The organism is Glutamicibacter halophytocola, from assembly GCF_001302565.1.
Lineage (GTDB): Bacteria > Actinomycetota > Actinomycetes > Actinomycetales > Micrococcaceae > Glutamicibacter > Glutamicibacter halophytocola.
Window position 1 is genome coordinate 3,012,718 of sequence record NZ_CP012750.1, and the last position, 14,471, is coordinate 3,027,188.

Below are 14,471 nucleotides of genomic sequence, written 5' to 3' on the forward strand. Positions count from 1 at the left end.
CCACTGCCTTGCAGACCGCTCTGACCGCCGAGCAGGCTGCGCACATGCATCAGATGTACCGGCATCTGCATGCCCACCCGGAATTGTCCATGCAGGAACACCAGACGGCCGCCTATATCGGCCAGCAGCTCGATGCCCTGGGCATCGAAAACTTCCTCTGCGGAGGAACCGGAGTGGTCGGCATCCAGCGCAATGGCGAAGGCCCGGTCGTCGCTTTCCGAGCCGATACCGACGGCCTGCCCATTGCCGAGGATACAGGGGCCGACTACGCCTCGACGGCTCGCGGCCAGCTGGCCGACGGCACCGATGTACCTGTGATGCATGGCTGCGGCCATGACACCCACGTCGCTGCGGCCCTCACCGCGGCCGCCCGGCTGGCCGAGCAGACTGCGGCATGGGGCGGAACCATCGTCTGGATCTTCCAGCCGGGCGAGGAAACCAGCGCCGGGGCCAGGGCAATGCTCGATGACGGACTATGGGACAAGGCCCCCAAGCCATCGGTCATCCTCGGGCAACATGTTTTCCCCTTCCCCGCCGGCACCATCGGGTTGACCAGCGGCCCTGCCATGGCCATGGCCGACTCGCTCAAAGTGACCCTGCACGGCAAGCAGTCCCACGGCTCACAGCCCCAGGACTCGATCGACCCCATTGTCCAAGGTGCTTACACCATCACCCGCCTGCAGTCCCTGGTCTCGCGTGAACTGCACCCGCAGTCTCCCGCGGTGCTCACCTGCGGGTCATTCCACGCCGGGCTGAAAGAGAACATCATTCCGGACCGCGCGGAATTCACCTTGAATATCAGGACGTTCGACGAGGAAACCCGCACCCAGGTGCTGGACGGAGTCACTCGCATCGTGCAGGCAGAAGCGGCCGCTTCGGATGCCCCGGCACCTCAGATCGAAGCCCTGAATTCCTTCCCCAAGCTGCACAACAACCCCGAGCACACGCAGCGTGTCAAGCAGGCTCTCATCGGCGAACTGGGCGGCGAGCAGGTCGCGGATTTGCCCGCGGCGATGGGTTCGGAGGATTTCGGCGCGCTAGGCGACGAGATCTCGGTTCCCTACGTGTACTGGTTCTTTGGCGGGTTTCTCCCGCGGGAAGACGCTCCGCCGGTCAACCACTCGCCCTTCTTCCTGCCTGACTACGAGCTTTCCCTGGCCACCGGGGTGCGCGCCGCCTTGGCCGGGCTGGGGCACTACCTGGCTCGGTAGCCAGCCGGAAAGCCGCTGCCTGCTAAAGCTGCGTGCGCCCTTCGAGGTAGGCGCGCAGAACCTGCAGGACACCGTGTTCGGTGTTCGCTGGCGCAGTGAAGTTTGCTGCTGCTGCCACCTCGGGATGGGCATTGGCCATGGCGAAGGAGTAGGTGGCTGTCTTGATCATTTCCAGATCATTGGGGTAGTCGCCAAACACCACCGTTTCGTCATCGCTGATGCCCAACTCCTTTTGCAGGGCACCCAGCGCCAGTCCCTTGTGCACCCCGTGGTTCATGGCATCCACCCAGTGGCTTCCGGAGATCACCACCTGCAGCGGCACATCGAGGGCGTCCGCCATTTCCTGGACCTTGCTGGTGCCCACGTTCACGGCCATCTTGATGATTTCGTCCTCAACGTCGTTGAGGTTCTCCACCACCTGCACCGCGCGGTAGTACGGGGCGACGGCATCGGCGAACTTCTGGTCCGGGCGCTCCACATAGGCTGTGCGGCGGCCGCACAATACAAGTCCGGCATCCAGGGCGCCCTGCTGCCGCACGGTCTCGATCACCGAGTTCACCAAAGCGCGATCAATGATGTTGGAGTAGATCTCATTCTCCCCATCCATGACCACTGTGCCGTTTTCGGCGATGATGGCGATCTCTCCGAGCTGGGCGAATTGCTCGCGCAAGGTAGCGAACTGCCTTCCAGAAGCGGGCACGAACTTGATGCCGCGCTGCGCCAGCTGGTCGATCACGCCCCAGGCTTGATCCGGGATTTGACCGTCACCGTCCAAAAAGGTGCCGTCCATGTCGACGGCAACGAGCTTGATCTGGGCGTTCGGGTCAATGGTATGCATGTGCTTCCTAAGAGCCCGGATGCATGGCGCGTTGCGCGGCGCCCAACACCCCGGCGGCGTTGTTGAATTCTGCGGGAATGAGTTTTGCCCTCACATCCAGCTTAGGCAAGAAGTGCTCGTGGTCCTCGGAGATTGCGCCGCCGATGACAATCAAGTCAGGGCTGCAGAGGAATTCCACATGGGACAGGTAGCGTTGCAGGCGCGCAATGTACTCGTCCCAGCTCAGGTTTTCTTCGCGCATGACGCGTGCGGCGGCTTTGCTTTCTGCATCGAATCCGTCGATTTCCAGGTGCCCGAATTCCACATTGGGGAAGAGCACTCCATCGCGGAAGAAGGCCGAACCGATTCCGGTGCCCAGGGTCAGCAGCAGGGTGCTGCCCTTCAGCGGCGCACCGTCCTTGGAGCCGGCGCCTGCGTACACCTCTGCCATGCCGGCGGCGTCAGCGTCATTAAGCAGGTAGACATCGCGGTCCAGCACCTTGCTGAACATGGCGGTGGCATCCAATCCGATCCAGGCCTTGTCGATATTCGCGGCCGAATGCACTACTCCGTCGATGACGATGCCAGGCACGGCTACCCCAGCGGGGATGCCCGCCAGATCCTCGCCAGTGGCCTCTTGCAGGTCGCGGACAATCTGCGCCATGACTTCGGCGACGGCCTCTGGATGCGCGCCCTCTGGGGTGATCGCCTTGTTCAGCGTGCTTTCGACAAGTTTTCCGTCCGTTCCGACCAAGGCGTACTTGATCGATGATCCGCCCATGTCAAGGCCGATGGCAGCGAACTGCGACTTGGATGCCGGTGCGGCAGATGATGCCATCAGGATTCTCCCCAACGTTGCAAAGAAATTTTAAGGACTCTTTACGATATATAGCTTCCGGCGTTTGGTCAACGTTCTCGGTAGTTTTCCCAAAGATTTTCCAAGGCGATGTCCCGGGCTCCGGCCACCGCACCATGGGCGGCCGACTGCACGCCAAGGGACGAGGGGCGCACGGTCACTGGCACCAGCAATCTGCCATTGACCTCTTCAGCCAGCGCCGCGCATAGTTCTTCGGTCACTGCCGGGCCGGTGACAACCAGTTGCTGCGGGTCCACGAAGCCGACCAGATTGGCCACGACCTGGCCCAGCGGCCGCAAGAAGACCGGCCACGTTCGCTGGTCGGCCAGTTTCTCCCAGAGAATCCGGGTCTGGAACATTCCCAGCTCGTCCAGAACCTCGCGCAGGTTCTTCTCGCCGAGCAACTGGTTCTCCAGCTCGCCGGCCGTGCCATGGCGTCCGCGGTGAAGTTTTCCGTCGATGACCAGCCCGGCCCCCAAGCCAGCTCCGATGTACAGCATCATCAACGACCCATCGGTGCTTTCGGCCTCGGCAACGGCCATCCAGTTCACGTCGTTATCCAATACCACCGGAACGCTGGCATCAAACAGCCCGGCCAAGTTGGCACCAGAGGCAGGGAAAATCACGGTGGGAACCACGCGTTCTGCATCCTCGCGCAACACCGGTGCGGCCTGGCTGACCGCGGCGGCCAGCAACGGCGAGCGCAGCTGCTTGTGCACCCTGGCAATTTCGGTGGCCGCCATCTTCTCCACTTCCCCGGCACTGATGTGCGGGGTCAACGGGTAGAGGCGATCAACCAGGATCGTTCCCGATAGATCGGTGGCCCGAACCTGCAGGGATTCTGCTTGCAGGCACAAGGCCAGCACATGCCCGTACTCGCTGCGCAGCGCGTACCGCTCAGGGGTTCGACCGCGCTTGGTCTCCGCCGGACGGTCAATGGCGATCGCCAGCCCGTTCTCCTGCAGGCGGGAGATCGCCTGGGATGCCGTGGGCTTGGAAATTCCCAGGTCCGCGGAAATCTGGGTGCGTGTAGCAGGAGCGGCACACAGGTAGTCGAACACCCGGATATCGGTCAGAGTTGCCAGTGCCCGTGGGCCGGCGGTCGAATCAGTCACCCCTCGATTCTACTAGTCACGGCAGCAGCACCTGGCGCACCGAGCGTCCTTCGGCCAGTTCGTCCAGCGCCTCGTTGATCTGTTCCATCGGCCGGGTGCGCACCAGCTTCTGCACCGGGAGCCTGCCCGCCCGCCAGAGGCCCTCATAGTAGGGAATGTCGTTGGCCGGCAGGGCCGAACCCATATAGCTGCCGATGATGGTTCGCGCCCCTGCGGTCAGGGACAGCGGCTCGATAGCGCTCATTGCCCCGGGCGCCGGCAGCCCGACGGTCACCAGCGTTCCGCCCACGGCCGTGGCAGCCAGTGCGGTTTCAAAGGCCCGTGGGTGCCCGGCGGCCTCTATGGCAATTTCTGCGCTGCGGCCAGCCACCTCTTGCGGTGTGCAGGCCGCGTCGGCGCCCAGTTCCAGGGCCACGGCCAGCTTGTCCTCATTGGCGTCAATGGCCAGGATCTTGCCGGTGGTGCGCTGCCCCACGGCCACTAATAACGCGGCCATGCCCACTCCGCCGAGCCCGACGATGGCCACATCTTCGGACCCGCTGGCACCGGCGGCATTGCGCAGGGCACCGCCACCGGTGAGCACCGCGCACCCCAGCACAGCAGCAACTTCCGGCGGTACGTCGTTGCCGACGGCCACCAGGCTGCGCGCATCCATCACCGCATAGTTGGCGAAGGCCGAAACCCCCAGATGGTGGTGGACCGGCTGTCCGTCCATCACCAGTCGGCGAGCGCCGGTGAGCAGTGTTCCTGCCGTATTGGCTTCGGTGCCGGCGGTGCAGGGCAGTTTGCCTCCGGTGGCACAGGCAGCGCAGTTTTCGCAACGCGGCAGGAATACCGAAATCACCTGCTGCCCCAGAGCGAGTTCCACCCCGGGCCCGGCCTGTTCAATAATGCCCGCCGACTCGTGGCCGAGCACCATGGGCACCGGGCGAGACCGGTTGCCATCAATCACCGACAGGTCCGAATGGCACAGCCCCGCCGCGGTGATCCGCACCAGAACTTCGCCGGGACCCGGTTCCTGAAGCTGCACTTCGCGCAGCGTTAGCGGCCGGTGCTTGGCATAGGGTCGCTGATTCTCCTGCTGTTCAAGGACGGAAGCCTGGATCCGCATGCTAGCTGGCCTTCTCGGGGTCCCACCCACGAACCAATTCATCGGGCAACAGGTTCTTGACGATCAGCGAACAGTCCCTATCCCCCAGCCCCTGGGCGATCAGCTCATCAAAGTGATCCCTGGCCAGGGTTGCCGCGGGCAGGCGCACCCCGGTGCTTTCGCCCGCGTCCAGCGCCAGGCCCACATCCTTGCGCGCCAGATCGGTGCGGAAGGTGGCCTCGAAGTTGTTGTTGGCCGCGGCGGTATCGATGACATCCGGGACCGGGTACCAGGTCTGCTGGGCCCAGGACCGTCCCGAGGAGACCGAGGCGATCTCCCAGAACACCTTGGGATCCAATCCGAGCTTTTCGGCCAGTTGCGATCCCTCGGCACTGGCCATCAGGTCAATGAAGAGCATCATGTTGTTGCAGATCTTGGCGGCAATGCCCATGCTGGCGGCCCCGGCGACAATGGTCCGCCCGCTCATCGGGGCGATATAGCCAGTGGCTCGCTCCATGAGCTGTGCCTCCCCGCCGAGCATGAACGCCAGGGTTCCTGCCGCCGCGCCGGAAATTCCGCCGGACACCGGTGCATCCACAAAGTTCAGCCCACGCTGCGCCGAGCCTTCGTGGATGTACCGGGAGGTTTCGATGTCCACGGTGGAGGAATCGATCAGCAGCATCTGGTCCGTGGCGTGGGCCCAGATCCCTGCTTCGCCCTCATAGACCGCGCGCACATGCTGGCCCTTGGGCAGCATGGTGAAGACCGCATCGACGCCCTCCATGGCCTCGGCGATGGATCCGGCGATCTGAACCCCGCCCTGCGCTGCCGCGGCGCAGGCTTGTTCGTTGAGGTCGAAGCCTTTCACTGTGTGCCCGGCCGACACCAGGTTGGCGGTCATTGGCCCGCCCATATTGCCCAGTCCGATCCATGCGTAGCTGCTCATTGGTTTTCCCCTCGCCATCGAGTTTTGTCTTCTCAGGCCAGCGTAGGTTCCTGGATGCCGGGCGCTCAATGGTCCGAAGCATGCCAATTGCGCATGCACGGTGTGCGCCAGCGCACACCGTGCATGGCAGACTGGTGCCATGGACCGCCAGATCGATTACCGCCACCTTGAATCCCTGATTGCCTTGCTCACCGTGGCCCGCTTGGGCCGGTACACCGCGGCGGCAGCGGTTCTCGGGGTGAACCACTCGACGATCTCCCGGCGCATCGACGCATTGCAAAAGGCCATGGGCGGCCACCTCCTGGCGCATACCCCTAATGGCTGGGAGCTGACGGATTTGGGCCGCCGGGCCATGGCCAGTGCCGAAGCCATCGAGCAGGCAGTGGCCGCCATCAGCACCGAAGAGGATTCCCCCACGCTGACCGGGCATGTGCGGCTGGCAGCACCCGATGCCTTCAGCGCGCATCTGGCGGCGCCCGCCTTGGCGAAGCTGCAGGCCAAGCACCCGCAACTGGTGTTCGAAATAGTCTCGGAAACCACCCGCGCCCGGCAGACGCGCACCGGCATGGATCTGGAGATTGTCATCGGGCAGCCCAGCGTGCGCAAGGCAGCTTCCACCAAGCTCATGGATTATGAATTGCGGCTGTACGCCACGGCCGAATATCTTCAGGCCCACGGAACCCCGCACCAGCTGTCGGAACTGGCAGGCCACAGCTTGAATTACTACATTGATACGGCGTTGACCGTGGACAAGCTGGACGAGGCAACCAGCCACCTGCCGCCAATGCATCGTGCGATTTCTTCGACCAGCATTGCGGTCCAGTACGCGGCAACCATGAACCATGCGGGGCTTGGGCTGCTTCCGGTCTTCCTCTCCAAGCACTATCCGAATCTGATTCCGGTCTTGCATGACCAGTTCAGCTACCTCTCCGAATATTGGCTCGTGGGCCGCGAGGAGGCGCTGCGCAGCAAGGCGGTCCAGGCAACCGTGCGGGCGCTGAATGATGCGGCCGCCCATGGGGATTGGTTCATACTCCCCTTCGGCAACCAGGTTCCCAGCTAAGCACCGCGTCACGCAGCTCGTGCACGCTGCTCGAGCTTTCCAGGCGCAGCACCGGTCGATCCAAGGTTTTCAGCCAAGCTTCGTGCCGTGCGCGGCTGCGCCCGCTGAATTCTGGATCGTCATAATTGCTGGCCCAGGCCAGGAATTCGCCAAAAGCCCCGGTATTGATCTCCTCGCCGGCTCGTCGGATGATTTCTCGCTGCTTAATACGCCGCAGGCGTTCTGGTGTACCGAGCGTCAAGAACACCACGGCATCGCATCGTTGCAGGATCTTCTCTCCCCAGCCGCTCATCGCGCCGGAAAGCACCCAGGCCGAACGCCGCGCAAAAATCTCCAGCATCAATTCCACCCTTCTGGCAGGGTTTCGCTGCTGCGTGTAGGGCGGGTCGGTAGGTACCCAGAAGTAGTCGTCCGAATCCGCATGGGGAACAGACCAGGCATCGGCGATGGAACGGCCCAGTGTGGTGGTTCCGCTCCCGCTGCCACCCAAAATATACAGTCTGCACGGTTGCATGGGTACTCCTTATTTGGGTTGTGGCCCCAGGCGACGATTCTACGGCTCCTCCATCGCAGACGGAGGAGCGTACGACGCAGGGAACTGCGCACATTGCCCCTCCTCCAAAAGTAGGATTCATTTTCTTATGACACCTCGCTAAGCTCTAAATAAGACAACTGAATGACTAAGTAGTCTTTTGAATGATCACAGGCAGGAGCATGATGCTGAAGTATTTTGGGCTGGTCAAAAGCGAAGACGACTCTGAGACAGGTCAGATCCCGCTGTGGCAGGGAGTAACGAAACGACAACGACTCCTTTCCATCGCCATATCCTTGACGCTGACCAACATCATGTATTTCGCAACAAGCTGTCTGCTAGAAAGCTCGGAAGGCTTCGCCCGATATATTCCAGGCATGCTGGCCTGCCAGACTCTTCTGCTGTGCGGCGTCATCTCCGAGCGGGCACTGCTGCGAGCCAATTAGCGCGATAATGGCCAGCCCCGCAAGGGACTGGCCATTGTTCTGCGGCAAGCGGGAAGCTATTTCTTCGCATTCATCTGCTGTGCCGCTGCGCCATCGCCTCCGGTGGCCAAGCGGTCCGCTTCATCGATCGCACCCAAATCGGCGCCCCTGGTTTCCTTCATGAAGTACACGGCTACCAGGGTGACCAGTGCCGCGAAGACAATGTATCCAGCCACCGGAACCCACGAGCCGTAGACCTTCAGAAGCCAGGTGGCGATGATCGGCGCCATGGAACCGGCCACGATCGAGGTGACCTGGTAGCCCAGCGATACGCCCGAGTAGCGCATCCGGGTCGGGAACATCTCTGCCATGATCGCCGGCTGGCCGGCATACATCAGGGCGTGCACCGCCAGGCCGAGCACGATGGTGGACAGGATGATCGCGTGGTTGGCGGTGTTGAACAGCGGGAAGGCCGCCACGCCCCAGATCATCATGAGGATCACGCCCGTGCCATAGACCGGGCGGCGTCCGCGGGTATCGGTAAACCGGCCCACCAGCGGGACCAGGATCGCGTGGATCACGTGGGCGATCAGCATCAGCCCGAGAATCGTGGAGGTATCCATCTTCAGCTGCGTGGCCATGTAGGTGATGGAGAAGGTCACCACCATGTAGTACATGATGTTCTCGCCAAAGCGCAGGCCCATCGCGGTGAAGACGCCGCGCGGGTAGCGCTTGAAGACTTCCTTGACGCCATATCCGGCGGCGGCATTCTGTTCCAGCTCCGCCTTGGCCTCCTGGAAGATCGGGGCATCGGACACGCGGGTGCGGATGTAGTAGCCAACGACCACGATCACTACCGAGAGCCAGAAGCCCACGCGCCAGCCCCAGGCCAGGAAGGCCTGGTCGCTCAGTGCCGAGGAGAGCACCAGCAGGACGATCGTGGCCAGCAGGTTGCCCACCGGCACCGCGGCCTGCGGCCATGAGGCCCAGAAGCCGCGTTCCTTGTTCGGCGCATGCTCGGCCACCAGCAGCACCGCGCCGCCCCATTCGCCGCCCACGGCAAAACCCTGGGCGAAGCGCAGGACGATCAGCATGACCGGTGCCGCGTAGCCGATGGAGTTGAAGGTGGGCAGGCAGCCCATGAGGAAGGTGGTGGCGCCGACCAGCACGATGGCCACCTGCAGCAGGTGCTTGCGCCCGTACTTGTCGCCGAAGTGGCCAAAGACGATGCCGCCGATCGGCCGGGCGATGAAGCCCACCGCGTAGGTCAGGAAAGCCTTGATGATGTTATCCAGGTCGTTGCCGTTATCCGGGAAGAAGATCTTGTTGAACACCAGGGTGGCAGCGGTGGCATAGAGGAAGAACTCGTACCACTCGACGACGGTGCCGGCCATGGAGGCCGCAACGACCCTGCGCAATCCTTTGCGCTCAGACTTTGATGAGGTTTCACTGACCACAGTGGGTTCCTTCCGCCCTTGCTAGTTGCCCCGGTGGAACTAGCCTTCAACAGCGAGTATGGCGCGGATCACATCGCCAAAGATACCCAAAACGGTGCATAGTGGGACACAGATTGTGCACATTCGGCGTGCTTTTTTGCACAAGCGCAACAAATTCGGCAGGAGGCTCCATGGAAACAGGCGTGAAATTGCGCGGGGTGCAGATGGACGGGCAAACCCGTTGCGCGCACTACCACCAGCTGCGCGACGTGATTGCGCTCAAGCACTTCTGCTGCGGCACCTACTACCCGTGCCACCTGTGCCATGCCGAATTGGCCGGCCACCGGGCCCAGCCGTGGCCAGCGCAATTATTTGACCAGCCCGCGGTGCTGTGCGGCGTCTGCCGCAGCGAGCTGACCGTCAACGAGTATCGCAGCGCCTCCTGTTGCCCGCACTGCCAGGCGCTGTTCAACCCGGGCTGCGCCGCCCACGCGCACCTGTACTTCGAGATCTAGTGCGAACCGCGCAGCGGAACCACTAGCACCGGACGCTGCTGCTTCTGGGCCAGGGCCAGCGCAATGGAGCCATCGAGCAGTTCTGCGACCTTCTGGCGCAATCCCGAGCGCCGGGTGCCCACCACGATCATCCGCGCCTCCTGCTGTTCGGCCACCGCGGCCAGGACCTTGGCGGGGTCCCCAGCCACGGCATAGCTTTCGAAGCTGGTGCCGGTAATCGACAGCGACAGCTCCCACGCCAAGTCCTCGCCGACCGGATCGGCGGAGTCCAGCAGATCCCCTTCGGCGAGCTTCTCGGTCACATAGCGGCCGCTTTGCGCGTGAACGCAGATCAACCGGGCCTTCAGATCACGGGCCAACTCCGCGGCGGCGACCAGCACCCCCGACGGCATTCCCAATTCAACACCCACCACAACGGTGCTCATCAGCCGCACCTCCCCCTTCTCTTCGCCGGCATTACAGGTCAGCGAGCTCGATCTGCGGGTCGGCCAGGCGCTCGGCCGGGATTTCCCGCCCCACCAATTCCCGCAGGCCATCATTGACATCCCAGATATTCACATTGGCGGCCGCGGTGATCTTCTGCCCGTTCTGCCAGAACACCACGAACTGGCCGCTCTCGACATCCCCGCGGACCACCGTCTCGTCCCCGGGATCGCTGTACCCCACATATTCCATGCCCAGATCGAACTGGTCTGTGAAGAAGTAGGGCAGCCAGTCATAGGACTTCTCCTGGCCCAGCAAGGTGGCGGCCGCCAGCTTGCCCTGGCGAATGGCATTGTCCCAATGCTCCACCCGCACCCGCCGGCCCAACACCGAATGGGCGGCCTGCGCGATATCCCCGATGGCCAGGATCCGCGGGTCGCTGCTGCGCAGCGCGGCATCTACCAGCACCGCCTGGTCCACGTCGAGCCCCGCCGTTTCAGCCAGCTGCACATTGGGCACGGCGCCGATGGCCAGCAGGACCACATCGGCCCGCGAGGAACCGGCATCGGAGAGCACCTGCAGGTGCCCGTCCACCTGCTCGATGCCCTGGACCTTGGCGGTGCGCACATCAACCCCGTGGCGCTGATGCAGCTCCAGCAGGTGGTGGCCGAAGCGCTCGCCGAACACCGAAGCCAGCGGCACCTTGGAGGAGGAATAGACGGTCACCCGCGCCCCGAGCTGGCGGGCGCTGGCGGCAACTTCCATGCCGATCCACCCCGAACCCACAACGGAGACCCGTGCCCCGTCGGTGATGTGCGCGCGCAGCGACTTGGCATCGGACAGCTTGCGCAGGGTGTGCACCCCGGGCAGGTCGTAGCCGGCAAGGGGCGCATCGCCGCCGAGATTTGCCCGCGATCCGGTAGCCAGAACCAGCCGGTCGTAATCCACGAAGCTGCCATCGGCGAGCAGCACCTGGCGCCGGGCGGCCTCGACGCTGATGGCTGCCACCCCCAGCTTCAGGGTGATGTTGTGCTCCTGGTACCAGGCGGCATCATGCACCGTGAAGCCTGCCGGCTCCTCGTTGCCTTGCAGGAACCCCTTGGATAGCGGCGGGCGCTCATAGGGCAGCTCGGTTTCGTCGCCGATCAGCGTAATCGGCCCGGCAAATCCCTGGTCGCGCAGCTCGGTGACGGTCGTGGCGCCGGCCAGCCCGGCACCCAGGACAACGATCGATTCTTCAGCCAAGAGAACACCCCTTTGCTTTGGTCCACGGCCAATGGGCAGTACCTGTCCTTTGATACTCACACCCCCGGGCCACCTTTGGCAAGCAGCTTTTGCGCCGTTCACCGTCCATGGAGGAACGTGGCCGGAACCACGCTTGACTTAAATATCTGAGCATACTCATAATTGACTTGAGTCACCAATTTTCGCAGGAGATCAGCCGATGAAAGCTTTTGTTGTCCGGAAGTACAAGGAACCACTGCAGCTGGCGGAGGTCGCCGAGCCTGGCGTGGGCGAGAACGATGTCCTTGTGAAGGTTCTGGCCGCCGGAGTGAACCAGCTCGACGAGAAGATCCGCGACGGCGAGTTCAAGGCCATCTTGCCCTACAAGCCCTCCTTCATCCTGGGCCACGATGCCGCCGGGACGGTGCTGGAGGTCGGCTCCAAGGTCAATGGATTCAAGGCCGGCGACCTGGTCTACGCCCGCCCGCGCGATCACCGCATCGGCACCTTCGCCGAGCGCATTGCGATCCACCAGGATGATGTCGCCTTGGCGCCGGCCACCATCAGCGCCACCGAGGCCGCCTCGCTGCCCCTGGTCGCCCTGACCGCGTGGCAGGCGCTCGTGGTGCGCGGCAAGGTCCAGCCGGGCCAGAAGGTCCTGGTCCATGCCGGGGCCGGCGGAGTGGGGACCATCGCCATCCAGCTTGCCAAGCACCTCGGGGCCCACGTGGCCACCACCGCTTCGGCAAAAAATGCCGAATTCCTGCAAGAGCTGGGCGCCGACCAGGTGATCGACTACCGCAGCGAAGACTTCGAAAAGGAACTGTCGGGATTTGACCTGGTCCTCGACAGCCTCGGCGGCGAGAACCTGGAAAAGTCGCTGCGCATCCTGGCACCGGGCGGGAAGGCCGTGGGCATCACCGGCCCGCCGGATCCGGCATTTGCCCGCAAAGCGGGGATGAATCCCCTCACCCGATTGGCCATTGCCGCGATGAGCGCCACGATCCGCAAGCAGGCCAAGAAGCTCGGCGTGGGCTACGAATTCCTCTTCATGGATGCCAGCGGAGAACAGCTGCGCGAGATCGCCGCGCTCGTTGATTCCGAGGTGCTGCGTCCGATCGTGGGCAAGACCTTTGGCTTCAGCCAAGCGCCACAGGCCCTCAGCGCGCTGGCCCAGGGCGGCTTCCGTGGAAAAGCGGTGATCACCGGTGCCTAGCTGCTACGCCGAAGCCCCAACCAGCTTTGTTTCGGCCAATGGCGTGCGCTTCGCCTACCGCGAGCTCGGGCCCCGGGGCGGGATTCCGGTGGTGTTCTTTGTCCATCTGGCCGCCAATCTGGACAATTGGGATCCGCGAATCATTGAGGCCATCGCCCAGCACCGCCATGTGATTGCCTTCGACCAGCGTGGCATCGGGGCCTCTTCGGGCCGCGTCGCCGGGACCATCGAGGCCGCGGCCGATGATGCCTATGAGTTCATCCGGGCACTGGGATACGGGCAGATTGACGCTTTCGCCTTTTCCATGGGCGGGTTCATCGTCCAGGATCTGATCGTCAAGCACCCGAAACTGGTGCGCAAGCTGGTGCTCACGGGCACAGGGCCTCGCGGCGGCCGCAATATCGACAGGGTTGCGGCAGTGACCTGGCTGGATATTCTCCGCTCAGCCATGGCCCGCGCGGACCCGAAGGAATTCCTGTTTTTTGAGCGCAACCAGGCCGGAAAGCGGGCGGCAAAGGACTTCATCCAGCGCATTAATGAGCGCACCTCACATCGCGATGCCAAGGTCGGACTCAAAGCCCTTCGCACGCAGCTGAAGGCCATCGAGCGCTATGGCCGCTCCGCCCCCTCGGATCTTTCGGTGTTCACCGGAACCGCGCTGATCGCCAATGGGGACCGGGACCGGATGGTCCCCTCGATCCTCTCGGTGGATCTGCACCAGCGGATCAAGGGCTCCGAGCTGGTCATCTACCCGGATTCGGGGCATGGCGGAGTTTTCCAGTACTGGGAAAAGTTCGCCCCTCGGGCCGTGGAATTCCTCGCGGGCTGATTAGCCGGGCAGGATCGCTTCGACCTGCGCCCGGATGCCCTGCAGAATCTCCCCAACCGCAGCTGGAGCATTAGCGGATGCGGCCATGGAAAGGAACATGATCGACGAGACGACCTGGGCCAAGGTGGCCGCCGCGCGCTCATCCAGCTTTTCGCGTTCGCACAGCAGGCCGGTCATGGCCTGCTGTGTTTGCGCAACAATCTCCAGCGCTTCTCCATGGCGCGGCTCGCTGGGGTCGCCGAACACCATTTCCCGCAGGTAGGTGCGGCCATTCTCGGTGTGGACCCGATTGCACTCCACGATCGGCTCCAGCAGCGCCATCAGCCCGTCCAGGGTCTTCGTGGTGGCGGCCGCGGCCTGCACTCCGCGCTCCAATGCTTGCGCGTAGTGGATGTTCTGCACCAGCAGCAGCAGTTCGCCCTTGGTCTTGGCATAGAGGAACAGCGTGCCGGTTCCGATATCGGCGGCTTCGGCTATTTGCTGCGTGGTGACCTCATCGACACCGTACCGGGCAAAAAGCTCGCTGGCGGCTTCGGTAATGCGCTCGAGCTTTTCTAGCTTGTTGCGCTCGCGCCGCCCGGCGGGTTGGGGCACCACAGGCATTGATGTTCCTCCAGCAATAAACGATGACTACACTCACTTCTGATTGTAGTCACCATTTGGCGGGTTGGGAATTCCCCTGGCGCGACGCTCCGGCAAGCCGCTGGGCGGCGCCAGGTAAAAGCTTGCTGGAGTTTGTGCCCGATCATGGTTAATTGTCCCGGGCCCCTTGT

At 63.3% G+C, this 14,471-nt stretch carries 16 protein-coding genes; 6 read left to right on the plus strand and 10 right to left on the minus strand.

All coding sequences use genetic code 11. The annotated features are described in order from the left end of the window. The first annotated feature begins 44 nt into the window (after positions 1-44). On the plus strand, positions 45-1,211 hold the full coding sequence (locus tag AOZ07_RS13905) for an amidohydrolase (RefSeq protein WP_060703483.1): 1,167 nt from the start codon (positions 45-47) through the stop codon (positions 1,209-1,211). Between the two features lie 22 nt (positions 1,212-1,233). Here AOZ07_RS13905 and AOZ07_RS13910 read toward each other — a convergent pair whose 3' ends face one another. The 5 genes from AOZ07_RS13910 to mmsB form a co-directional block, all read right to left on the minus strand. After that, complete coding sequence (locus AOZ07_RS13910; RefSeq protein WP_060702521.1) at positions 1,234-2,049, minus strand: HAD family hydrolase; 816 nt, start codon at positions 2,047-2,049, stop codon at positions 1,234-1,236. A gap of 7 nt (positions 2,050-2,056) precedes the next feature. Continuing rightward, positions 2,057-2,866, minus strand: a complete 810-nt coding sequence (gene ppgK, locus AOZ07_RS13915; RefSeq protein ID WP_060702522.1) for a polyphosphate--glucose phosphotransferase — start codon at positions 2,864-2,866, stop codon at positions 2,057-2,059. A 68-nt stretch (positions 2,867-2,934) separates the two neighbouring features. Then, entirely contained in the window at positions 2,935-3,999 is a 1,065-nt protein-coding gene (locus tag AOZ07_RS13920; RefSeq protein ID WP_060702523.1) for an ROK family transcriptional regulator, read from the minus strand. A 16-nt stretch (positions 4,000-4,015) separates the two neighbouring features. Further along, positions 4,016-5,110: an alcohol dehydrogenase catalytic domain-containing protein gene (locus AOZ07_RS13925; protein ID WP_060702524.1), complete on the minus strand. Its 1,095-nt coding sequence runs from the start codon at positions 5,108-5,110 to the stop codon at positions 4,016-4,018. 1 nt (position 5,111) lies between these two features. Further along, positions 5,112-6,035 carry a 3-hydroxyisobutyrate dehydrogenase gene (gene mmsB / locus AOZ07_RS13930; protein WP_060702525.1) on the minus strand — a complete coding sequence of 308 codons (924 nt, stop codon included), beginning with the start codon at positions 6,033-6,035 and terminating at the stop codon, positions 5,112-5,114. 139 nt (positions 6,036-6,174) lie between these two features. Here mmsB and AOZ07_RS13935 point away from each other — a divergent pair, with 139 nt between their 5' ends. After that, positions 6,175-7,098, plus strand: coding sequence for a LysR family transcriptional regulator (locus AOZ07_RS13935; protein ID WP_060702526.1), 924 nt, complete (start codon positions 6,175-6,177; stop codon positions 7,096-7,098). On the opposite strand, the gene AOZ07_RS13940 is transcribed toward AOZ07_RS13935, so the two are convergent. Further along, positions 7,064-7,612: a P-loop NTPase family protein gene (locus tag AOZ07_RS13940; protein ID WP_060702527.1), complete on the minus strand. Its 549-nt coding sequence runs from the start codon at positions 7,610-7,612 to the stop codon at positions 7,064-7,066. The two genes, AOZ07_RS13935 and AOZ07_RS13940, sit on opposite strands and share 35 nt — an antisense overlap. A gap of 200 nt (positions 7,613-7,812) precedes the next feature. On the opposite strand from AOZ07_RS13940, the gene AOZ07_RS13945 reads away from it, so the two are divergent. Continuing rightward, the gene (locus AOZ07_RS13945) at positions 7,813-8,076 is read left to right on the plus strand and encodes a hypothetical protein (RefSeq protein ID WP_060702528.1); all 264 of its coding nucleotides are present in this window, start codon (positions 7,813-7,815) and stop codon (positions 8,074-8,076) included. Positions 8,077-8,132: 56 nt separating this feature from the next. Here AOZ07_RS13945 and AOZ07_RS13950 read toward each other — a convergent pair whose 3' ends face one another. After that, positions 8,133-9,512 carry an MFS transporter gene (locus tag AOZ07_RS13950; RefSeq protein ID WP_060702529.1) on the minus strand — a complete coding sequence of 460 codons (1,380 nt, stop codon included), beginning with the start codon at positions 9,510-9,512 and terminating at the stop codon, positions 8,133-8,135. 170 nt (positions 9,513-9,682) lie between these two features. On the opposite strand from AOZ07_RS13950, the gene AOZ07_RS13955 reads away from it, so the two are divergent. Continuing rightward, positions 9,683-10,006, plus strand: coding sequence for a CHY zinc finger protein (locus AOZ07_RS13955; protein WP_060702530.1), 324 nt, complete (start codon positions 9,683-9,685; stop codon positions 10,004-10,006). Here AOZ07_RS13955 and AOZ07_RS13960 read toward each other — a convergent pair. Further along, on the minus strand, positions 10,003-10,431 hold the full coding sequence (locus tag AOZ07_RS13960) for a universal stress protein (protein WP_060702531.1): 429 nt from the start codon (positions 10,429-10,431) through the stop codon (positions 10,003-10,005). The genes AOZ07_RS13955 and AOZ07_RS13960 overlap by 4 nt on opposite strands. 31 nt (positions 10,432-10,462) lie before the next feature. Further along, positions 10,463-11,674 carry an NAD(P)/FAD-dependent oxidoreductase gene (locus AOZ07_RS13965; RefSeq protein ID WP_060702532.1) on the minus strand — a complete coding sequence of 404 codons (1,212 nt, stop codon included), beginning with the start codon at positions 11,672-11,674 and terminating at the stop codon, positions 10,463-10,465. 199 nt (positions 11,675-11,873) lie between these two features. Here AOZ07_RS13965 and AOZ07_RS13970 point away from each other — a divergent pair, with 199 nt between their 5' ends. Together AOZ07_RS13970 and AOZ07_RS13975 are read left to right on the plus strand one after the other, a co-directional pair. Then, positions 11,874-12,869, plus strand: coding sequence for an NADP-dependent oxidoreductase (locus AOZ07_RS13970; protein WP_060702533.1), 996 nt, complete (start codon positions 11,874-11,876; stop codon positions 12,867-12,869). Further along, on the plus strand, positions 12,862-13,698 hold the full coding sequence (locus AOZ07_RS13975; protein ID WP_060702534.1) for an alpha/beta fold hydrolase: 837 nt from the start codon (positions 12,862-12,864) through the stop codon (positions 13,696-13,698). The genes AOZ07_RS13970 and AOZ07_RS13975 overlap by 8 nt, the downstream gene beginning before the upstream one ends. Here AOZ07_RS13975 and AOZ07_RS13980 read toward each other — a convergent pair whose 3' ends face one another. Further along, complete coding sequence (locus AOZ07_RS13980) at positions 13,699-14,301, minus strand: TetR/AcrR family transcriptional regulator (RefSeq protein WP_060702535.1); 603 nt, start codon at positions 14,299-14,301, stop codon at positions 13,699-13,701. It lies immediately after the preceding gene. Positions 14,302-14,471: the final 170 nt, after the last annotated feature.